We start from the raw sequence: 23,040 nt of genomic DNA on the forward strand, positions 1-23,040 counted from the left end.
ACGAAAAGTATGGATAGCAGCCAAAACAGACTCGACACAGTTAATAACTGTGCACTAACACTGGCCCCGGATGGGCCACACCTGGAGAAACACCGCAATGTCAGTTATTGGTCGCATTCACTCCTTTGAATCCTGTGGCACTGTTGATGGCCCGGGCATCCGCTTTATTACCTTCTTTCAGGGCTGCCTGATGCGCTGCCTGTATTGCCATAACCGCGACACGTGGGATACACACGGCGGTAAAGAAGTCACCGTCGACGAATTAATGAAAGAGGTGGTGACCTATCGCCACTTTATGAACGCATCCGGCGGCGGCGTGACGGCGTCTGGCGGCGAAGCTATCCTGCAAGCTGAATTCGTACGTGACTGGTTCCGCGCTTGTAAAAAAGAAGGTATTCATACCTGTCTGGATACCAACGGTTTTGTTCGCCGCTACGATCCGGTGATCGATGAGTTGCTGGAAGTCACCGACCTGGTCATGCTCGATCTCAAACAGATGAACGATGAAATCCATCAGAATCTGGTCGGCGTATCTAACCATCGCACGCTGGAGTTCGCGCGTTACCTGTCAAACAAAGACATCAAAGTGTGGATCCGCTATGTTGTCGTACCTGGCTGGTCTGATGACGATGACTCCGCACACCGCCTCGGCGAATTTACCCGCGATATGGGTAACGTTGAAAAAATCGAGCTGCTGCCTTACCACGAGCTGGGCAAACACAAATGGGTGGCAATGGGCGAAGAGTACAAACTGGATGGCGTCAAACCACCGAAGAAAGAGACCATGGAGCGCGTGAAGGGCATTCTCGAGCAATATGGACATAAAGTGATGTATTGAGTTTTAGCCACCACGAAACGGCTGCCCTGAACGGCAGCCGTTTTGCTATATAAGCGACAATATTTGAGTCGAAGGCGCGGTTAACAGGAGAAAGCGACGCTATCTCCTGCCCTCGTCTTTAGCGCCCTCTTCTCGCCAGTAGCGGGAAAATCAATCCCAGTCCAACCAGCACAAATGGCGTCACGATATTCAGCGTGAGCTGGAATGTCCACTCAGGGGTAAAGGCTTCCATTTTCGGGAAGATCCCGGTCAGACAGGCAAATGCGGTAAAGGCAAAGCACCAGATCCCCACGGTCATCGCAAGCGAGCGGTTGCGAATAAAGACATATTCCGATTTATATTTTTGCGCCAGGCGAATAACAGCAATGAACGCCACAAATACCCATAAATAACGCAATGGCATCACGACAGAGTTAAGATTCAATAGCCATTTATACAGGTTGTTCATGTCGCCAATTCCCAGTGTTGGCAACATAATCAGAATCGCTACCAGCACCAGCGTCAGAATATAACCATTGACCGGCGTACCGGAAGCGTTGGTTTTACACAGGCTCTCGGGAATATATTTACGATCAGCATCACCCAGAAGAACTTTAAGCGGTGCATCAATAGAAAATACCAATGCCGCAATCTGTCCCAGCGTATTGGCAATCGCGTAAATAACCATCAGCGAATTACCCATACCATAATACTCACCCAATTTCTGGAAGGCGTAATATTGACCATTCGTCATCAGGTCATCTGGAATATGCCGGGAGTCAAACATCATTCCCATAGCCAGCGACCCGAGAATCGCGCATACCGCTACCATAACAGCCAGAACGAGCATCCCTTTTGGAAATTCTTTGCCCGGATTACGTGTCTGATTAACGTATGGCGAAATTTTCTCCGCACCGCCCACAGCAAAGACCAGCATGGAGATCGTAGTAATGTAGGTAAAATCGATGTGCGGGATAAACGATTCCCAGGTGATATTGGTTGTCGCTATTTGCACATCCGTAATTGCAGGCGCGGTTACCGCCATCACGACATACAAAATGGACATCACAAACATCGCGATGCCAGCAACTGACCCAACAATTTTCAGTGACTTCATGCCACGGGACGCAACCCACATGAAAAAGACAAACAGCGCCAGCGTTAGTCCCTGCAACGCCACGACGGTGTACTCTTTAATCAACGAACCATCGCCCTTCAGCGCCCATCCCAGCGCAATCAGAATAGCCTGCGGTTTTTGCGCCAGATAAGGTATATGCACAACCCAATAGGTCCAGGCAGCAAGATAGGCCAACCCTGGCCCCATGGTATGTTTAATCCAGGTACTGACGCCGCCTTTACCCTCTTTAAAGGTTGAGCCAAGCTGCCCGACGATCAACGCATAAGGAATAAAATAGAGCGCGAAAATAAATATCCAGGAGGAGACAACAACCAATCCCTGATTAGCATAGTTGTTGACGACGTTACCAAAACCCCAGACGGTAATAAATGACATCAATGCAATGTTGTACCATCGCAATTGTTTTTCCTGCACACCAGCCATACGCAATCCTTTGTGGAAGCTTTTTGATTATCAATATATGAGGCGTGGGATTATGCGCGGTAAAATGAGCGAGCGGAAACGGCAGGATGTAAAACTATAACCTTCTGCACACTTTATTTTCAGGACAGACATGTGCAATTAAATAATGCAGGTTCCCATAAAGCATACATAAACAGTATGTATGGGAACCTGTTCATATTCTGTTAAATCAGGTCAAATGTGCGCAATAGAATTAGGCGTATGGCCCGTCTTACGCAACAGCATCAGTAAATAAATAAACGATACGCTGGCGATCATGATAAACAGCAGGCTATCTGAATAATTCTGCATCAGCATCGCAGTAAATGAAGGTCCCAGCAGGCTGCCCACGGTATAGCTCAATAACAATGCCTGATTCATGGCGACCAGCTGATGATGTTCCACCTTTTCACAGGCCCAGGCCATCGCGACCGGGTAGAGGGTAAAGCCTGCCGCACCCAACATAAACAACGCGGGCGCCATCGCCGCCTGGTTCAGCATGGCGATACTCCCGACGATCACCACGAAGACCTGAACGCGTAAAACCAGCAGACGTCCCAGCTTGTCCGCCAGACGGCCAATCGGCCATTGACCCAGAATACCGGCACTTACCAGGACCGCCATCCAGAAACCAATGCTGGCGTTGCTCACCCCCTGATGGTTGAGATACAGCGGCATCAGGCCATACAAAGACCCCAGCACGATCCCGGAAATAATGCAGCCATTAACGCCCAAGCGCGCCTGACGCAACCTCAGCATGGAGACAATAGGCGTAGACTGCTGTTCATCGCCCTGCTGATTAGCAATGCGCGTAAAGAGCAGTGGCAAAACACCCGCCAGGATAGTACCCGTCACCCACGGCAGGACGTTCATCAATTCTGTTGATACTTTACTAACCAGCAGTTGGCCTAAAAACGTTCCCACATAATAGATCATCATATAGGCGGCAAGTAACCGTCCGCGATTACGGGACGTCCCGCTGCACATCAGCGCGCTTTCCACGACCACCCAGATCATGGCGCAGCCAACACCGGCGATAAAACGCCATGTCATCCAGCTCCAGAATCCCACCATAATCCCCAGCCCGACACAGCCCGCGGCGAAAATAAGCGAGGCGATGTAATAGCTGCGATTAAAACCAAGGTGTTTTATTAAATAACCTGTCAGCAACGTCCCTACCAGATTACCGGTAAAGTAAGACGAGCTCACCACGCCTACCTGCCAGGTGGGCAGATTTTCATGGGCGAGCCAAAGCGGGACGAGCGTGTTTAACACGGCGATCGCCAGGGTCAACAGAAGTAGCCCGCACAGCAATAGCATGACGGGACGGGTATACGTGGACATGAATAAAAACCGTGAGGAAGTTCAAATTTCATGCGCATCATGCCACTGCTAAAAACATTGTCAATCGGCGGAATCAGAGGGCTGAGGCGCTTTCTGGTCGATCGATTTGCATTACTGATTCTTAATGTGAATAGATAAAAAACACAAAAACACATCTGCTTGTTTTTATTGATCTAAAACAAAAATCTCGCGTTACGTTCAGTCGAAAAATTTCATGGACTCCCCTTACTTTTATTTCTTACTAAACTCTATGCGGGATGCTGAGCTGCATTGTCTTCAAAATAGAACAGTGAGTTCCTATTTATCTATCTAATCCAAATATCGTTCTTTTCGTAGACTTAAACTCATCAAATTTCCCTCACTGATACTGAACAGGAGAAATACCATGACTAAACCTTACGTAAGACTTGATAAAGACAATGCGGCAGTACTGCTGGTCGACCATCAGGCTGGCCTGCTCTCTCTGGTTCGGGATATCGATCCCGATAAATTTAAAAACAACGTGCTTGCGCTCGGTGACTTAGCAAAATACTTCAACCTCCCAACCATTCTGACAACCAGTTTTGAGACAGGACCAAACGGACCGCTGGTACCGGAACTGAAAGCTCAATTTCCCGATGCGCCCTACATTGCTCGCCCAGGAAACATTAACGCATGGGATAACGAAGATTTCGTGAAAGCAGTAAAAGCGACCGGCAAAAAGCAGCTGATTATCGCTGGTGTCGTGACGGAAGTTTGCGTCGCTTTCCCAGCGCTCTCGGCTATTGAAGAAGGTTTTGACGTCTTTGTTGTCACCGATGCTTCAGGCACGTTTAATGAAATTACCCGCCATTCAGCATGGGATCGGATGTCTCAAGCAGGCGCTCAATTGATGACATGGTTCGGAGTAGCATGCGAACTGCACCGCGACTGGCGCAACGATATCGAAGGTCTGGCGACGTTGTTCTCTAATCACATTCCGGATTATCGCAATCTGATGACCAGCTATGACACGTTAACTAAGCAGAAGTAAAGACTGGGGCAAAACCCTGGCCTGACATGTAGCCGGATAGCGCGCAGCTTTAAGGCCTACGGATATTGTAGGCTTGATAAAGCACGAGCCGCCATCCGGCATATTATGGATTAACTCGCCACCGCCATACCGACGGTCATATGCAGCCCGTAGAACACGCCACGACCAATCAGCTCGCCGACTAACAGCAGAATAAACGCGACAGAAAGCAACGGAACGGCAGGCTGGTAACCCTTCACTTGCGGTACTATCCAGCAGCATAGCGCTAAGGCCAGTGCCACAATCCGCCACGCCATCAGCGAACCGTAATCCGGAACCAGCGCAGAGGCCTGTTGAATCGAACTGTGGATTGTCGCCAGTTCAGTCCCCTGCATTACCGACATGATGGCGCTCACGACCAGAGCAAGCACTGATATAGCCGGCAGCAGACGCATCGCCCAACCATCCACGCCAGCAATTCTCAGTAACAGATATCCCAGCAGCGGACCGCCCATAAACATCGTCAGGAAGAAGCCCAGCGGTGTCCAGACGCTGTACCAGGTCGGTACGGTATCGATGGTGTTATACACGCGCACCATCATCCAGACAAAAACCACACCCAGCACCATGGTAACAACTAACCACAGATTGCGTAATGCGGGCGACATTTTCTTCAACATAGCCAGCAGCCAGCCGATACCGCCAACGGCAAAGAAGAGTGAGCCGCTGGCAATTTCGTTACTCAACGCAGATGACCCAACTCGATTGAGTGAGTTAAAGGCGCGCATCGGTGAGCCCAAATGGAGCATGGAAGCAATAAATCCAATGCCCATTAATACCCACAGCCCAAACATGCAGGTAATTACGCGTTGCTGCGATTCTGGGCGTAAGCCCCCTTTCATCAACGCCAGCGCCAGAACGATAAAACCGCCAACCACACACTGCCCGAAGACCGTGAAGATCATCAGCGGCCATTCATGCCATCCACTTCCCATCTTACACCTCCTTCGGATTAGCCAGATAACCTGTGGTATCGCCGGTCGGGCGGCTATTGGCGTTAGGTTTGATAACAATGCTCGGTTTGGTAAAGTGCGCGCCCGGCAATGGCGCAACCGCAGCCAAAGTACCGTGTTTTTTGCGCAGTTCATCAATTGGGCCAAAATCCAGCGCACGCAGTGGACAGGACTCGACGCAAATAGGTTTCTTACCTTCAGCGACGCGCTCATGGCAACCATCGCATTTGGTCATATGTCCTTTGTCAGCATTATACTGTGGTGCGCCGTAAGGACAGGCCATGTGGCAATAGCGACAGCCGATGCACACATCTTCATCGACAACGACAAAGCCATCTTCACGTTTGTGCATCGCACCGCTCGGACACACTTTGGTACAGGCCGGGTCTTCACAGTGGTTACACGCAATGGAGAGGTAATAGGCAAAGACGTTCTGATGCCAGACGCCGTTGTCTTCCTGCCAGTCACCGCCCGCGTACTCATAAATGCGGCGAAAGCTGACTTCAGGGGTTAAATTTTTGAAATCTTTGCACGCCAGTTCGCAGGTTTTGCAACCGGTGCAACGGCTGGAATCAATAAAAAATCCATACTGGGTTGTCATCGGTTACTCCTTACACCTTTTCAACCTGAACAAGGTTCGTGTGTGACGGGTTCCCCTTCGCGAGAGGAGACGGACGCTGGGTCGTCAGGACGTTAATACAACCGCCCTGGTCCACGCGTTTTGCGTCCGGGTCATACCACGCCCCTTCGCCCAATGCCACCACGCCAGGCATCATACGCGGCGTTACTTTCGCCTCGATGTGCACTTCACCACGATCGTTAAAGATGCGCACCTTGTCGCCGTTGTTAATGCCGCGTCGCTGTGCATCCATCGGGTTGATCCACATTTCCTGACGGCAGGATGCTTTCAGAACATCCACGTTGCCATAGGTCGAGTGGACGCGAGACTTATAGTGGAAGCCGGTCAACTGCAGAGGGAATTTCTCCACCAGCGGATCGTTTAAGCTCTCAAAGCCTGGGGTATAAATCGGCAGTGGATCAATCACATCACCTTCCGGCAGTTCCCAGGTTGACGCGATCTCGGCAAGCTGCTGCGAATAAATTTCGATCTTACCTGACGGCGTGGTCAGCGGATTGACGTTAGGATCCTCACGGAACGCCTTGTAGGCCACGTGATGTCCCTGTGGGTCGCGCTGTTTAAAGATCCCCTGCTTGCGGAATTCTTCAAACGTTGGCAGTTCAGGAATGGCTTTTCGCGACTGCTCGTACAGATGACGCATCCACTCTTCCTGAGTACGACCTTCTGTAAACTGCTGCTCAACACCAAGGCGTTTCGCCAGCTCACTGGTCATCTGGTAGATAGTCTTGCATTCGAAGCGTGGTTTGATCGCCTGATCGGTGAAAATCACATACGACATATTTCCGCAGGAGGCATCCAGTGCGAAGTCCATCTGCTCCGAAGCGGTGCAGTCCGGCAGCAAAATATCCGCGTATTTCGCCGAGGAGGTCATATGACAGTCGATGACAACGATCATCTCGCACTTCTTATCATCCTGTAGGATTTCATGTGTGCGGTTGATATCAGAGTGCTGGTTAATCAGACAGTTACCGGCATAGTTCCAGATCATCTTAATCGGAACATCGAGTTTATCTTTACCACGAACACCGTCACGCAGCGCCGTCATCTCCGGACCTCGCTCAATGGCGTCCGTCCACATAAACATAGAGATGCTGGTTTCGACTGGGTTTTCCAGCGTAGGCATACGTTCAAACGGCAAACTGTATGAGCCCTCACGCGCCCCACTGTTGCCGCCGTTAATCCCAACGTTACCGGTAAGGATTGCCAGCATAGAAATGGCACGGGTCGCTATTTCACCGTTAGCATGGCGCTGCGGTCCCCACCCCTGACTGATATATGCCGGTTTAGCGCTACCGATTTCACGGGCCAGTTTGACGATTCGATCAGCAGGAATACCGGTAATTTGCGCTGCCCATTCCGGGGTCTTGGCGATACCGTCTTTGCCCTGCCCAAGAATATACGCCTTATAGTGACCGTTTTTCGGTGCGTCGGCCGGTAAGGTTTTCTCGTCGTAACCCACGCAGTATTTATCAAGGAACGGTTGATCAACCATGTTTTCGGTGATCAGCACATACGCCAGACCATTCACCAATGCCGCATCGGTACCTGGGCGGATCGGGATCCATTCATCTTCACGACCCGCGCCGGTATCCGTGTAGCGAGGATCGATAATAATCATGCGGGCATTGGATTTTTGTCGCGCCTGTTCAAGGTAATAGGTTACCCCACCCCCGCTCATACGGGTTTCACCTGGGTTATTCCCGAACAGAACCACCAGCTTGCTGTTTTCAATGTCGGACGGGCTGTTACCGTCTGCCCAGCCGCCGTATGTGTAGTTCAACCCGGCAGCGATTTGCGCTGAAGAGTAGTCACCGTAGTGGTTCAGGTAGCCGCCACAGCAGTTCATCAACCGTGCCACCAGTGTTTTGCCTGGCGGCCAGGAGCGTGTCAGGGTGCCGCCCAGCGTACCTGTGCCGTAGTTCAGGTAGATAGACTCGTTGCCGTAGTCTTTGATAAGACGCTGCATATTGCTGGCAATGATATCGTAGGCTTCATCCCAGCTGATGCGCTCAAATTTCCCTTCACCACGTTTACCGACGCGTTTCATCGGGTATTTCAGACGGTCGGGATTATAAACGCGACGACGCATGGAGCGACCACGCAGACAGGCGCGTACCTGGTGCAAGCCGTCATAGTTGTCATCACCGGTGTTGTCGGTTTCAACATACTTTATTTCACCGTCTACCACGTGCATACGCAGAGGACAGCGGCTACCACAGTTCACCGTACACGCGCTCCATATGACTTTCTCATTGGCCGGTGTCGGATTAAGGGCTTCTGCAGCATTTGCAATACGGGTAAATGGCAGGGTAAACGCGCTACTGGCCGCCGCCAGTCCGCCTATCGCCGTCGTTTTCACCAAACCTCGGCGACTAACCTCAGCTGCCAGCATGGCATCGGGGATCTTAGTTTTCATAGTGGCTCACTCTGCTGCTCACAATAAACAAAAGAGAAATACTCGTTATGTAGATTTTTATATAGCGTATATGTCGATATACAGACTGGTAGATACCGAATTTGCGAAAAGACAGAGATAAATACTGACTTTCATTCGAAGGCAGTATTACTCCTATGGAGGTAGGCGTTATTGTCCGACGTCAAACGGGCATAAAAAAAGCGCCCTAAGGCGCTTTTTTAGCAAAGAAAGGTAGCTTAGCCGATAAATTCCAGGCCATTCATGTACGGGCGTAACACTTCCGGAACCTGAATACGGCCATCAGCCTGCTGATAGTTTTCCATCACCGCAACCAGCGTACGTCCAACCGCCAGACCGGAACCGTTCAGCGTATGTACTAAATGGGTCTTTTTGTCGGATTTGCTGCGGCAACGCGCCTGCATACGGCGAGCCTGGAAATCCCACACGTTGGAGCAAGAGGAGATTTCGCGATAGGTGTTCTGCGCCGGGATCCACACTTCCAGATCGTACGTTTTGCATGCGCCGAAGCCCATGTCGCCTGTGCACAGGATGATCTTACGGTACGGCAGGCCCAGCAGCTGAAGAACCTTCTCGGCATGGCCGGTCATTTCTTCCAGCGCGTCCATAGAGTCTTCCGGGCGAACGATCTGCACCATTTCAACTTTATCGAACTGGTGCATACGGATCAGACCACGGGTATCACGACCGTAAGAACCTGCTTCAGAACGGAAGCACGGCGTATGCGCGGTCATTTTGATCGGCAGCGCATCTTCGTCAATGATTTCGTCGCGAACCAGGTTAGTCAGCGGAACTTCTGCCGTTGGGATCAGCGCATAGTTGCTGCTGTCAGCTTCTTCATCCAGCGGACGGGTGTGGAACAGATCGCCAGCAAATTTCGGCAGTTGCCCTGTTCCGTACAGCGTGTCATGGTTAACCAGATACGGAACGTAGTTTTCGCTGTAACCATGCTGCTCGGTATGCAGATCCAGCATGAACTGAGACAGCGCACGGTGCATGCGCGCGATCTGCCCTTTCATCACGACGAAACGAGAGCCGGTCAGCTTAACCGCAGCGGCAAAATCAAGACCCGTGTGCATTTCACCCAAGGTAACGTGATCGCGCACTTCGAAATCAAACTCACGCGGAGTACCCCAACGGCTGACTTCAACGTTGTCATTTTCATCTTTACCCACCGGAACGTCGTCCGCTGGCAGGTTAGGAATGGTCAGCGCAATGTCGCGGATCTCGGCCTGTAAGGTATCAAGTTCAGCTTTCGCGGCATCCAGCTCTTCGCCCAGTTTGTTCACTTCCAGACGTAAAGACTCGATATCTTCCCCGCGCGCTTTTGCCTGGCCGATGGATTTCGATCGAGAGTTACGCTCTGCCTGCAGGTTTTCAGTTTGTACCTGCAGAACTTTACGACGCTCTTCAAGAGCGCGCAGCTTATCTACATCCAGCTTAAAGCCCCGGCTTGCCAGTTTTTCTGCGACTGCGTCTGGCTCATTACGCAGCAGATTGGGATCGAGCATGCTTATCCTGTGCTTATCGAATTAAAATAGGAGAAAGTGACCACAGCCTGCGGTCACAGGGATACAGAGACAACATTACCGCAACGATAACACTAACGGTAGCGTTTTATAGGGCTATTTTGATCCTGTCCGGCGAGCCAGGCGAGCTTTTCGCCAATCTTGCCTTCAAGACCTCTGTTTGTGGGGTGATAATAGCGCGTTTGTGCCATTTCCTGCGGGAAGTACTCTTCTCCGGCGGCATAGGCATTTGGTTCATCATGGGCGTAACGATACTCCTGACCATAGCCCATTTCTTTCATCAGCTTAGTTGGCGCATTGCGCAGGTGGACCGGCACGTCGTAATCCGGACGTTCGCGGGCATCAGCCAGCGCGGCTTTGAAGGCGGTGTAAACCGCATTACTTTTCGGCGCGCAGGCCAGATAAACAATCGCCTGAGCAATCGCTCGTTCACCTTCCGCGGGTCCCACGCGGGTAAAGCAGTCCCATGCGGAAATTGCCACCTGCATGGCGCGAGGGTCGGCATTGCCCACATCTTCAGAGGCAATCGCCAGACAGCGACGAGCAACATACAGCGGGTCACCGCCTGCACTAATGATGCGTGCATACCAATAAAGCGCTGCATCCGGAGCACTGCCGCGAACCGACTTATGTAATGCGGAGATGAGATCGTAAAAACGATCGCCTTTGTTATCAAAGCGTGCGCTGCGCTCACCGGCAATTTCAGTGAGCAATTCTGGTTTCAATACGCGCTTGCCAGAATCATCAACTTCGGCCATATCGGCCATCATTTCCAGCGTATTCAGCGCTCGCCGCGCGTCGCCATTCACCAGTTCAGCAATCGCCCGACGCGTCTCTGGAGGCAGTACGATATCCTGGGCGCCGTAACCCCGCGCTTTGTCTGACATCGCCTGGTCCAGCACCTGTTCAATATCGTCGGTGGTTAACGATTTCAATAAGTAAACGCGCGCACGCGACAGCAGCGCCGAGTTCAGCTCAAACGAGGGGTTTTCAGTGGTTGCGCCAATAAACGTGATGGTACCGTCTTCAATATGCGGTAAAAACGCATCCTGTTGGCTTTTATTAAAACGGTGAACTTCATCCACAAACAGGATCGTACGCCGGCCCGCGTTACGATTCTGACGCGCACGCTCAATCGCTTCACGAATTTCTTTTACGCCAGAGGTAACTGCCGAAATTCGTTCAACATCGGCGTTAGCGTAACGGGCAATAACTTCGGCAAGCGTGGTTTTCCCCGTCCCCGGCGGCCCCCATAAAATCATGGAGTGCAGGTGCCCGGCCTCGATGGCGCGTGGCAAGGGTTTACCCGCAGCCAGCAGATGCTGCTGGCCGATGTACTGCGCTAAATTTTCTGGCCGCATACGTGCGGCCAGTGGCTGAAAGGTATTATCAGAAAAGTCGAGCGACAGATTGCTCACTCACACGCCTCTACTTACGTTGATCGTCAACCGTTACACCTTGCGGCGGGGTAAAGGTGAATTTCGAAGGTTCAATCGCACCATTTTGCTGGGATTTCAGCTGATAGCTGCTGCGCTGATCGTCTTGCTCAACGGCACTAAACTGGTGGATCGTCCCGTCCCGCCCAACATTGATAGTAAACTGCTTCAGGTTACCGCTGCTGGTTTTTGGCGTCAGCACGAAATCGTCGCCGTTTTGCTTAATGTTGTACTGTTGCCAGTCGCTGGCCTGGTTACGCGCAATCAGCATAAACGGAGTGTTACCCGTGGCGTCTTTCAACCAGGTCGCAGTCGCCTGCTCAACAAACGGGTTAAAGAACCACAGCGTTTTACCATCGGAAACCAGGATGCTCTCGTCAGGCTGCGTCATATGCCAGTTAAACAGATTAGGGCGTTTAACCCATAAGTCGCCCTGACCTTCCTGCACCGCCGCGCCGCTACCGTCCGTGACCTTCTGAGTAAAGCTGGCATGGAAGCTACTGACTTTATCCAGACGGCTTTTCAGGTCGCTGGCAGCGTCAGCCCAGACGCTGCTCACCACAAAGCTAGACAGTAATGCACAGGTGATTGCGATTCTTTTCATCGTTATTCCTCAAAATACGTCACTCCCAACGGGGAGATCCCTCTGCTATCCATTTCAGGCCAAAAATCAGCATGAGGAAAGTAGAAAATACTGAATTACTTAACTTTGCAATCATTCGAAGGGCGGCGGAGCCAGCACTTCACGATTACCATTATGCCCTTGTTCGCTGACTATTCCCTGCGCTTCCATCTGTTCGATGATGCGCGCCGCTCGGTTGTAACCGATACGGAACTGACGCTGGACGCCGGAGATTGAGGCTTTGCGTTTCTGAGTAACAAAGTTCACCGCCTGATCGAACAGCGGATCCAGTTCTTCGCCACCATCAAAGCCGCCACCGCCGCCTTCGCTTTCGCTGTCAGAGGTAATGCCATCAACGTATTGTGGACGGCCGCGCGCTTTCCAGTCCTGCACCACCGCGTGAACTTCTTCATCGCGTACAAAGGCGCCGTGTACACGTACAGGGATCGTCGAGTTTGGTGCAGAATAAAGCATGTCACCCATACCCAACAGCGATTCCGCGCCGCCCTGGTCAAGGATGGTACGCGAGTCAATTTTACTGGACACTGTAAAGGCGATACGCGTCGGGATGTTCGCTTTAATCAGACCGGTGATAACGTCAACTGATGGTCGCTGGGTTGCCAGCACCAGATGGATCCCCGCCGCACGCGCTTTTTGCGCCAGACGAGCGATCAGTTCTTCCACCTTTTTGCCAACGGTCATCATCAGGTCAGCGAATTCATCCACCAACACCACGATATACGGCAGTTTTTCCAGCACCGGATGCTGAACATCCATGCTGTCGCCCGGCTTCCAGTATGGGTCTGGAATCGGACGTCCCATACGGGCGGCTTCAGCAATCTTATCGTTATAACCGGCAAGGTTACGCACGCCAAGCGCCGACATCAGTTTGTAGCGACGTTCCATTTCATTGACGCTCCAACGCAAGGCATTGGCGGCATCTTTCATGTCGGTCACAACTTCAGTCAGCAGATGTGGAATACCTTCATAAACAGAAAGTTCCAGCATTTTCGGGTCAATCATGATAAAGCGAACGTCTTCCGGCTGCGCTTTGTACAGCATGCTGAGGATCATGGCGTTCACCCCAACAGACTTACCGGAACCGGTTGTCCCTGCCACCAGCAGGTGCGGCATTTTAGCCAGATCGGCCACCACCGGTTCGCCTGCAATATCTTTGCCCAGCACCACAGTCAGCGGAGATGAGTTATCACGGAATTTAGCGTTATCCAGTACTTCACGCAGATAAACGGTTTGACGTTTTTTGTTCGGTAACTCCAGTCCAACATACGGTTTGCCTGGAATAACCTCGACCACACGTACCGCCGCGGTCGACAATGAACGCGCCAGATCTCGTGACAGGTTAGAAATACGCGCCGCTTTAACCCCTGGAGCCAGATTAAGCTCAAAGCGGGTAATCACCGGGCCAGGAGAGTAGTTCACCACATCGGCTTTAATGCGGAAATCCGCCAGACGCGCTTCCACCAGACGTGCCATTTGTTCCAGTGCGAACGTATCTATCGGCTCAACTTCGCTCGGCGGCGGCGTGAGCAGATCTAACGATGGCAGCGGCGTGCTTGGACGGTGCGCCGGACGACTATCCCCATTACGCATCAGCAGCGGATGGATCAGACTATCCTGCGGCGGCGGTGTAACAGGCCGCGCTGGCTGCTGATAATGCTGCTGCGGTGCAACTGGCTGCGCTGGCTGTTGATAATGCTGCTGCGATGCAACTGGTTCCTGGTACTGCGGCGCGGGCTCCGGCATTACGCCAGGCGTAAACAGCGGCTCATGCGGACCCTCATCCACCAGTGTTTTCATTGGCGAAAATTCAAAGTCATCGAGGGAGAACGGATTCGCTCCGACAGGCTGTTCACCGGAATAACGCTGCTGCTGAGAAGAAGCAAACTGGCGAGCCAGTTCCGCTTCTGCGGCTGAATCTTCGTCATCAGTCTGGTGGGTATCGTCCTGATACTCTTCGCCATAACGATGCTGCTGCGACTGAGCGAACTGACGTGCCAGCTCGTCCTGCTGCATTGCATCCATTTCATCGTCACTGTACGCATCTGTATCAAGCTGCTCTTCGCGCGCTTTCTCTTCAGCCATACGCTGTGACGGCAGTTTTATGCCATATGACGCCAGCTCACGACGAGTAGGCACGCGCACACGATTCGGACGCGGCAACTGCGGGCCAATGCCCTCTTTCACCTGCGGACGCGGCGTACCGCTGCCTGCAAGGCTAAAGACAGGAGCTGCGGCAGCGGCACCTGCCCCTAACGCGGCGCTTTTTACGCCAGCGGCCAGCGGTGCAACGGCAGCAACAGACTCAACGGGTGGTATGGATGTAGTCGTCGGCATAGATGGCGTAGACGGCTTAACACGCTCAGGCTCCTGAGCAGGTTCTGGAATCGGCTGATACCATGCGGCCAGTTGCTCACGCTCACGCGCACGTTTCTCTTCGACTTCTTCAAAGTAATAAAGCGGCGGACGAGTCGGTTTAACTTCTTCAACCACGGGCTCAGGTTCCACCACAGGCGGTTGTTCAACCACAGGCTGCTGGAACGGGTTGCTCTGTTGAAAAGTTTGATCCTGCTGATAAACAGGTTGCTGCACAGGCTCCGGCTGATAAGCAGGCTGCTGGAATGCGGCGTTCTGTTGAGAGGTCGGATCCTGTTGATAGACAGGTTGCAGCACGGGCTCCGGCTGATAAACAGGTTCCGGCTGCGGCGCGACAGGCTGCGTATAAACAGTTTCAACGGGCTGCTGTGCGTAATATTGCGGCTGCGGACTCTGCTCCACAACCGGCTGTTGCCATGGCTCATACGGCTGCTGCACCGGAGGTTGCGCGTACTGGGCTGGCTGCGGATAACCTTCAGGCGCTGGTGCAATCGCGGCATCACCGGTTTGCGGGCCAGGCACGGGTTGCCAGGCCACAGTTGGGACCGGTTGCTCCATAACAGTGTTGGTCACGGGAGACGTTTGCAGCAACGGATCAACCGGTGCGCTCCAGGCCTGAGCGGCCGTTGTAGCTGCAGCTGCTGCAGCCACAGGCTCGGTCACCGAGTGGCCGTTAAGCAGTGGATCAAGTTCGTCATATTCAGGCAGCGTCGCGCGATTACCGGAAAACAGCACATCATTAGGATCGGCATCCACGCCACGGGCGCTGTATTCAATTTCGTCTTCATCATCCATGCGTTTGCCGGAGAACAGCGCCGCATCGGTATGACGACCAAGCGGGTTGGTAAATTTCTCAGCCAGACGTTTACGGCGCGCTAACGCACCGCGCAGGATACGAGCTCGGCGCGATTCATGGGGTTTGCCATCAGCGGCGTCGACAGACTCTTCTTCGTCTTCATATTCTTCGTCATCGACCCAGGTATCGTCGCGGCGGGTACGGTTGCTGGCAAACGTCAGGATATTGAGTAACCAGCCGCCCAGTTTTTCCGCAATGCTCACCCATGACCAACCGGTGAACAGCGTTAATCCCGCAGCCCAAATGCACAACAACGTCAGCGTGCCGCCGCTGCTGTGCAGCAATGGTTGTAGCGTGGTGCTGAGCAGACTGCCGATCACGCCGCCAGAGGCGAAATACCAGATGTCATCGGCGTTAATTGCGGCCAGCCCGCAGGAAGTGAGAATCAGCGCCAGAACGCCAATAATGCGCAGCGAGACGGCAAAATAATCGACGTATTCGTCGCTGGCCTGATGTCGCCAGGCAAACCAGCAGCCACCGACAATGATGACGGGGATAGTGTAGGCCATGACTCCAAAAATAAAGAACAGCGTGTCCGCCAGCCATGCTCCAGGTATTCCGCCCAGATTATGGATAGGCTCATGCCACGCGGTTTGCGACCAACTGGGATCCGAAGGGTTAAAGCTGAGTAAGGCAGCCATCAACCAGACGGCAAAAAGGGCAATAAGGATCAGTAGCGCTTCCAGAAGTCGGCGCCCGCTGCTTAACTTCGTCAATGTGACGTCTTTGTCTTCAGTGTATTCCTGGCTCAAAAACGGCTCTCCAGGTTTCGGGCTTTTCCTGCCCGATGCTAAAACGGACAACAGCACCGGGTTGCCCCGGCACTGTTGCTGTATGGATTAACAGGAGTGTAATCAAACTGCGTCGATTTTGCACCTGTTCCGTGTTAGCGCGTCTTAATTACCAGACGATTGCTCTGTTTGACTTCTTCCATTACTACATAGGTACGTGTGTCATTCACGCCAGGCAGACGCAGCAGGGTTTCCCCTAACAGCTTACGGTATGCTGACATATCCGGTACGCGTGTTTTCAACAAATAGTCGAAATCACCGGAAACCAAATGACACTCTTGAATTTCTTCAAGTTTTTGTACCGCAGAGTTAAATTGTTCAAACACATCCGGGGCGCCACGATTCAGAGTAATCTCAACAAAAACCAGAAGTGATGCATCCAGATAATGTGGGTTTAACAGCGCTGTATAGCCCTGAATGAAACCCTGTCTTTCCAACCGACGCACACGCTCAAGGCAGGGCGTTGGTGAAAGTCCCACACGTTTAGAAAGCTCGACGTTAGAAATACGCCCATCCTTTTGCAGCTCATTAAGAATGTTACGATCGATACGGTCGAGATCTTTGCCAGGGCGCTTCTTACTATCTACCATTATTATTGTCTCTCTGTATTCCTTCCCTACTCCTGCCTGACTCTACCAACATCACTGTTCAGAGTCGCTACCCATCAAGATAAACCGCAACCCAGAGGGATTTTCGGTTCGCAATGTCTGGGTTTATGGTGAGAAGACCGTTGCCTGTCGGCGGCTATCGACATCACGAATGGCATCTGTCCACACCATGCGTAGATTTCGCTAACACGGTAAACATGGTATCTACATGCATGATTATGCAGCACATACATGACACAGTTTTTTTCTTCCTTGAATGTTTTCGCAAAACAGCAGGGGATTGTCAAAGCAAAACATCGATTTTTAGTACAACATGCCAGTTATTCATTCGCAGTGATGGAAAATCGTCATTTTATCACCTTATAACTGACCGATTTTAAGTAGAAATCGTTATAGTATTACGACTAATTCTGCCGTTCATCGGTTCCCGCTATTACACATATTGTTAACAAAATCGCCATACTCTTTTTTTACGCCTGTAAATTCCCTACAATCCTGCTCATTGCCTGCTAACAACTATGGGGATCTCATGGGCGCAACCAAACACAGTAAACTTCTTATTCTGGGCTCTGGCCCTGCGGGGTATACCGCTGCGGTCTACGCTGCACGCGCGAACCTGCAACCGGTACTGATTACCGGTATGGAAAAAGGTGGTCAGTTGACCACAACAACAGAAGTGGAGAACTGGCCTGGCGATCCGCACGATCTCACAGGCCCATTGCTGATGGAACGCATGCACGAACATGCGACCAAATTTGAAACTGAAATTATTTTTGATCATATCAGCAAAGTTGATCTGCAAAACCGCCCTTTCCGTCTGACCGGCGACAGCGGTGAATACACCTGTGACGCACTGATCATCGCCACCGGTGCGTCAGCACGCTACCTGGGTCTGCCTTCAGAAGAAGCCTTCAAAGGTCGTGGCGTTTCCGCCTGCGCGACCTGCGACGGTTTCTTCTACCGTAATCAAAAAGTTGCGGTGATCGGCGGCGGCAACACTGCTGTTGAAGAAGCGCTGTACCTGGCGAATATCGCATCTGAAGTGCATTTGATTCACCGTCGCGACAGTTTCCGCGCCGAGAAAATCCTGATCAAGCGTTTGATGGATAAAGTCGAAAACGGCAACATCGTGCTGCATACCCACCGCACACTGGAAGAAGTGACCGGCGATCAAATGGGCGTAACCGGACTGCGCCTGCGCGATACGCAAAACACTGACAACGTCGAGTCACTTGACGTTGCAGGGCTGTTTGTCGCTATCGGTCACAGCCCGAATACCGCCATTTTCGACGGTCAGCTTGAACTGGAAAATGGCTACATCAAAGTTCAGTCCGGTATTCATGGTAACGCCACCCAAACCAGCATTCCGGGTGTATTCGCCGCCGGTGACGTGATGGACCATATTTATCGCCAGGCGATCACTTCAGCAGGCACCGGTTGCATGGCTGCGCTTGACGCAGAGCGTTATCTCGACGGTCTGGCAGACGCTTGCAAATAAGTTTTACAAATCAGTAACAAAAGTAAAAAAGGCGACTATAAGTCGCCTTTATTTTTGCCTCGTTGTAACATTGTCCTGCCCAAAAATTCCAATAACTCACCTGCTAAGCGTGCAATGAATAAAACCCGTCAAAAAGAGCTGACCCGCTGGTTAAAACAGCAAAGTGTAATTTCCCAACGATGGCTGAACATTTCACGCCTGTTGGGGTTCGTGAGCGGCCTGTTAATTGTCGCTCAGGCCTGGCTCATGGCCCGAATTCTCGACCATATGATCATGGACAATATCCCCAGAGAGGCGCTTCTGCTCCCTTTCATTGTGCTGGTATTGATTTTCATCCTGCGAGCATGGGTCGTCTGGTTACGCGAACGCGTCGGGTTTCATGCTGGCCAACATATCCGCTTTGAGATTCGCCGCCAGGTGCTTGACCGTCTGCAACAAGCAGGTCCCGCCTGGATACAAGGCAAACCAGCCGGGAGCTGGGCTACGCTAATCCTGGAACAGATTGATGACATGCATGATTACTATGCACGTTATCTGCCGCAAATGGCGCTGGCCGTATGCGTCCCCTTATTGATCGTGGCAGCGGTATTCCCGTCAAACTGGGTAGCCGCCCTTATTCTGCTTGGAACTGCCCCGCTGATCCCGTTGTTTATGGCGATGGTTGGTATGGGTGCAGCCGACGCTAACCGCCGCAATTTTCAGGCTCTTGCTCGCCTCAGTGGCCATTTTCTCGATCGCCTGCGGGGTATGGAGACGCTAAGAATCTTTGGTCGCGGTGAAGCTGAAACAGAAAGCATCCGCGCAGCGTCACAAGATTTCCGCCAGCGCACCATGGAAGTCCTGCGCCTGGCGTTTCTGTCATCCGGTGTCCTTGAGTTCTTTACCTCCCTGTCCATCGCACTGGTCGCGGTTTACTTCGGTTTTTCCTACCTCGGTGAACTCGATTTTGGTCACTATGGGACAGGCGTCACATTGGCTGCTGGCTTCCTCGCGCTCATTCTGGCGCCGGAATTTTTCCAGCCCCTGCGCGATCTGGGCACGTTTTATCACGCCAAAGCGCAAGCCGTTGGTGCCGCGGATAGTCTGAAAACCTTCATGGAAACCCCGCTTGCACATCCTGAGCGTGGCGATATTGAGCTGACAACAAAAGACGCAGTTTCAATTGAAGCAGAAGATCTGGTCATCACCTCGCCGGAAGGTAAAGTGCTTGCAGGTCCGCTCAACTTTACCCTGCCAGCGGGCCAACGCGCGGTGCTGGTTGGCCGCAGCGGTTCCGGCAAAAGTTCGTTGCTCAATGTCCTGTCCGGTTTTCTCTCTTATCAGGGTTCGCTGCGGATTAACGGCTTTGAGCTGCGCGACCTGTCGCCTGATTGCTGGCGCAAACAGCTGTCCTGGGTTGGACAAAATCCGCAGCTCCCTGCCGCCACGTTACGCGATAACGTGCTTCTCGCTCGCCCCGATGCCAGCGAAGAACAGCTGCAGGCCGCACTCGACAGCGCCTGGGTAAGTGAGTTTTTACCACTTCTGCCACAGGGTGTGGATACACCAGTAGGCGATCAGGCTGCTCGACTTTCTGTCGGACAAGCGCAGCGCGTTGCCGTGGCTCGCGCCTTACTCAATCCATGTCAGTTGTTGCTGCTTGACGAGCCCGCCGCCAGCCTTGATGCACACAGCGAACAACGCGTGATGCAGGCGTTGAAAGTAGCGTCACGCCGCCAGACCACTCTGATGGTGACACACCAACTTGAAGATCTTGCCGACTGGGACGTTATCTGGGTAATGCAGGACGGACAGATCGTTGAACAAGGCACTTATGCCGAACTTAGCGCAGCCAACGGGGCGTTTGCGACATTACTGGCTCATCGTCAGGAGGACATCTAAATGCGCGCTTTGCTACCTTATCTGACGCTGTATAAACGTCACAAATGGATGTTAACCCTGGGGATCGTTCTGGCGATCGTCACACTGCTGGCAAGTATTGGTTTGCTGACGCTTTCCGGCTGGTTCCTGTCGGCTTCTGCTGTGGTGGGTGTCACCGGAATTTACAGTTTTAACTATATGCTCCCTGCTGCCGGGGTACGCGGTGCGGCAATCACCCGAACCGCGGGCCGCTATTTCGAGCGGCTGGTCAGCCACGATGCGACGTTCCGCGTGCTGCAACATTTGCGTATTTATACCTTCAGCAAACTGCTGCCGCTCTCCCCTGCTGGCCTGTCCCGTTATGGACAAGGTGAATTGCTTAACCGCGTAGTGGCAGATGTCGACACGCTCGATCATCTCTATTTGCGCGTGCTCTCCCCGCTTGTGGGCGCTTTTGTCGTCATCATGGTGGTCACGCTGGGGCTAAGCGTTCTCGATTTCACGCTGGCTATCACTCTCGGCGGTATTATGCTGCTGACCTTATTTATCCTGCCCCCACTCTTTTATCAGGCAGGTAAAAGCACCGGGCAAAGCTTGACGCATTTACGTGGGCAGTATCGCCAGCAGTTAACATCCTGGCTGCAGGGCCAGGCTGAACTGACCATCTTTGGCGCCAGTGAACGTTACCGCGCCCAAATGGAAGCCACCGAGTTGCAGTGGCATGAAGCCCAACGACGTCAGTCTGAATTAACGGCGCTATCACAGGCGGTCATGCTGTTAGTCGGCGCACTGGCAGTGGTTGTGATGTTATGGATGGCCTCCGGCGGCGTGGGTGGCAATACCCAGCCTGGCGCGCTGATCGCGCTGTTTGTCTTCTGTGCGCTGGCCGCGTTTGAAGCATTAGCACCCGTCACCGGCGCGTTTCAGCATCTCGGACAGGTTATTGCCTCTGCGCTACGCATCACCGAACTGACCGAACAGCAGCCAGAAGTCACCTTCCCGGATGCCGGTTCTCCAGTTTCTGAGCAGGTCACTCTCACGCTACGCGATGTTTCATTCAGCTATCCGGGGCAAGCACAAAAAGCGCTCGACACCCTTTCGCTGCAGACTCAGCCCGGTGAACACATTGCGATTCTCGGTCGCACCGGCTGCGGTAAGTCAACGTTGCTACAATTGCTGACCCGCGCATGGGATCCGCAGCACGGCGAAATTCTGATTAATGAGCAGCCGATTTCAGCCCTCAGTGAAGCCACGCTGCGCCAGAGCATCAGCGTCGTGCCACAGCGCGTGCACCTGTTCAGCGCGACGCTGCGTGATAACCTGCTGCTGGCAGCACCGCACGCCAGTGATGACACATTATCCGCAATGCTGTGCCGCGTCGGTCTGGACAAACTGCTAGAGGGTGATGGACTCAATGCCTGGTTAGGCGAAGGCGGTCGTCAGCTTTCTGGCGGCGAACTCCGTCGTCTGGCTATCGCCCGCGCCTTATTGCACGATGCCCCACTGATGCTGCTGGATGAACCGACCGAAGGGCTTGATGCCACAACAGAAAGCCAAATGCTTGAATTAATTGGCGATGTCATGCGCGATAAAACCGTACTGATGGTGACACATCGTCTGCGCGGCTTGTCACGTTTTGATCAAATAATAGTGATGGACAACGGACACATTATTGAGCAAGGTAATCACGCAGATTTGTTAGCCCGGCAGGGGCGTTATTACCAGTTTAAGCAACGTCTGTAAGCTATTATTGAACGATCAAACTCGCGTAGTGGAGTTTCGCTGTCATGCGCCTGGTGCAATTGTCCCGCCATTCTATAGCCTTCCCTTCACCGGAAGGCGCTTTACGCGAGCCTAACGGTTTGTTGGCGCTTGGCGGCGATCTCAGTCCAGCTCGACTGTTAATGGCCTACCAGCGCGGAATTTTCCCGTGGTTTTCACCTGGCGACCCCATTCTTTGGTGGTCGCCCGATCCACGCGCCATTCTTTGGCCCGAGAAATTTCATCTCAGCCGCAGCATGAAACGTTTTCATAAAAACTCGCCTTATCGCGTGACGCTCAATTACGCGTTCGGTCAGGTGATTGAAGGCTGCGCGAACAACCGGGAAGAAGGCACCTGGATAACGCATGATGTAGTCGACGCCTACCATCGCCTGCACGAGCTGGGCCATGCGCACTCCATTGAAGTATGGCGACAAAATGAGTTAGTGGGCGGTATGTATGGCGTGGCGCAAGGTACGCTATTTTGTGGCGAATCAATGTTCAGCCGTCAGGAAAATGCGTCCAAAACCGCACTGCTTGTTTTTTGCACTGAATTTATCCGTCAGGGCGGAAAATTAATAGACTGCCAGGTATTAAATAGCCATACAGCTTCGCTGGGCGCCGTCGAAACCCCACGTCGGGAGTACCTTGAACACCTGAGCAGACTGCGCCAGCAGCGGCTACCGAGCCATTTCTGGGTTCCCAGGACGTTATTTTCGCCTCAGGGGTGAATGTTTTCGGCACATTTTTTGTCGGGGTGTTATAATTGTCGCGCAGAGTTGGTTTAGCCCATTACCCCGCCGCCGTTAAGGAACAGTTCGCGTCAGGCAACGCCTATCGTTTATCTCCTCGTTCCCTTACACGTTG

Annotated in this window: 16 protein-coding genes; 6 read left to right on the forward strand and 10 right to left on the reverse strand. The window is 52.6% G+C overall.

Annotated elements, in window-relative coordinates:
• Positions 1 to 97: 97 nt before the first annotated feature.
• Complete coding sequence (gene pflA, locus OGX92_RS23145; RefSeq protein ID WP_003035751.1) at positions 98 to 838, forward strand: pyruvate formate lyase 1-activating protein; 741 nt, start codon at positions 98 to 100, stop codon at positions 836 to 838.
• Between the two features lie 118 nt (positions 839 to 956).
• Here pflA and OGX92_RS23150 read toward each other — a convergent pair whose 3' ends face one another.
• Complete coding sequence (locus OGX92_RS23150) at positions 957 to 2,378, reverse strand: amino acid permease (RefSeq protein ID WP_003035749.1); 1,422 nt, start codon at positions 2,376 to 2,378, stop codon at positions 957 to 959.
• Between the two features lie 213 nt (positions 2,379 to 2,591).
• Positions 2,592 to 3,740 (reverse strand): MFS transporter, encoded by a 1,149-nt coding sequence (locus OGX92_RS23155; protein ID WP_003831907.1) that lies wholly within the window; start codon positions 3,738 to 3,740, stop codon positions 2,592 to 2,594.
• A gap of 385 nt (positions 3,741 to 4,125) precedes the next feature.
• Between OGX92_RS23155 and ycaC the strand changes: the two genes are divergently transcribed.
• Complete coding sequence (gene ycaC / locus OGX92_RS23160; protein ID WP_003035746.1) at positions 4,126 to 4,752, forward strand: isochorismate family cysteine hydrolase YcaC; 627 nt, start codon at positions 4,126 to 4,128, stop codon at positions 4,750 to 4,752.
• A gap of 110 nt (positions 4,753 to 4,862) precedes the next feature.
• Here the strand turns inward: ycaC and OGX92_RS23165 are convergent, their stop codons facing one another.
• From OGX92_RS23165 to lrp, 8 genes are all read right to left on the reverse strand, one after another.
• Entirely contained in the window at positions 4,863 to 5,726 is an 864-nt protein-coding gene (locus tag OGX92_RS23165) for a dimethyl sulfoxide reductase anchor subunit family protein (RefSeq protein ID WP_003831906.1), read from the reverse strand.
• A 1-nt stretch (position 5,727) separates the two neighbouring features.
• Positions 5,728 to 6,345, reverse strand: a complete 618-nt coding sequence (gene dmsB / locus OGX92_RS23170; protein WP_003831905.1) for a dimethylsulfoxide reductase iron-sulfur subunit DmsB — start codon at positions 6,343 to 6,345, stop codon at positions 5,728 to 5,730.
• Between the two features lie 10 nt (positions 6,346 to 6,355).
• Entirely contained in the window at positions 6,356 to 8,800 is a 2,445-nt protein-coding gene (gene dmsA / locus OGX92_RS23175; RefSeq protein ID WP_286587134.1) for a dimethylsulfoxide reductase subunit A, read from the reverse strand.
• A gap of 236 nt (positions 8,801 to 9,036) precedes the next feature.
• A complete protein-coding gene (gene serS, locus OGX92_RS23180; protein WP_286587135.1) occupies positions 9,037 to 10,329 on the reverse strand; it encodes a serine--tRNA ligase in 1,293 nt (430 codons plus the stop codon).
• Between the two features lie 92 nt (positions 10,330 to 10,421).
• The gene (rarA, locus tag OGX92_RS23185; RefSeq protein WP_286587137.1) at positions 10,422 to 11,765 is read right to left on the reverse strand and encodes a replication-associated recombination protein RarA; all 1,344 of its coding nucleotides are present in this window, start codon (positions 11,763 to 11,765) and stop codon (positions 10,422 to 10,424) included.
• 10 nt (positions 11,766 to 11,775) lie between these two features.
• The gene (lolA, locus tag OGX92_RS23190) at positions 11,776 to 12,387 is read right to left on the reverse strand and encodes an outer membrane lipoprotein periplasmic chaperone LolA (RefSeq protein ID WP_003831898.1); all 612 of its coding nucleotides are present in this window, start codon (positions 12,385 to 12,387) and stop codon (positions 11,776 to 11,778) included.
• Positions 12,388 to 12,498: 111 nt separating this feature from the next.
• Complete coding sequence (locus OGX92_RS23195) at positions 12,499 to 16,407, reverse strand: DNA translocase FtsK (RefSeq protein ID WP_286587140.1); 3,909 nt, start codon at positions 16,405 to 16,407, stop codon at positions 12,499 to 12,501.
• A gap of 134 nt (positions 16,408 to 16,541) precedes the next feature.
• Complete coding sequence (gene lrp, locus OGX92_RS23200) at positions 16,542 to 17,036, reverse strand: leucine-responsive transcriptional regulator Lrp (RefSeq protein ID WP_002439523.1); 495 nt, start codon at positions 17,034 to 17,036, stop codon at positions 16,542 to 16,544.
• A gap of 547 nt (positions 17,037 to 17,583) precedes the next feature.
• On the opposite strand from lrp, the gene trxB reads away from it, so the two are divergent.
• The 4 genes from trxB to aat all read left to right on the forward strand — a co-directional run bounded on the left by trxB (position 17,584) and on the right by aat (position 22,904).
• Positions 17,584 to 18,552, forward strand: a complete 969-nt coding sequence (gene trxB, locus OGX92_RS23205; protein ID WP_003831889.1) for a thioredoxin-disulfide reductase — start codon at positions 17,584 to 17,586, stop codon at positions 18,550 to 18,552.
• A 114-nt stretch (positions 18,553 to 18,666) separates the two neighbouring features.
• Entirely contained in the window at positions 18,667 to 20,433 is a 1,767-nt protein-coding gene (gene cydD / locus OGX92_RS23210; RefSeq protein ID WP_126956754.1) for a heme ABC transporter permease/ATP-binding protein CydD, read from the forward strand.
• A complete protein-coding gene (cydC, locus tag OGX92_RS23215) occupies positions 20,434 to 22,155 on the forward strand; it encodes a heme ABC transporter ATP-binding protein/permease CydC (RefSeq protein WP_286587141.1) in 1,722 nt (573 codons plus the stop codon).
• Between the two features lie 44 nt (positions 22,156 to 22,199).
• Entirely contained in the window at positions 22,200 to 22,904 is a 705-nt protein-coding gene (aat, locus tag OGX92_RS23220; protein ID WP_003831883.1) for a leucyl/phenylalanyl-tRNA--protein transferase, read from the forward strand.
• The last annotated feature ends 136 nt before the right edge of the window (positions 22,905 to 23,040 follow it).

Origin of the sequence: Citrobacter sp. Cpo089 (assembly GCF_030332695.1) — a bacterium.
GTDB lineage: Bacteria > Pseudomonadota > Gammaproteobacteria > Enterobacterales > Enterobacteriaceae > Citrobacter > Citrobacter portucalensis.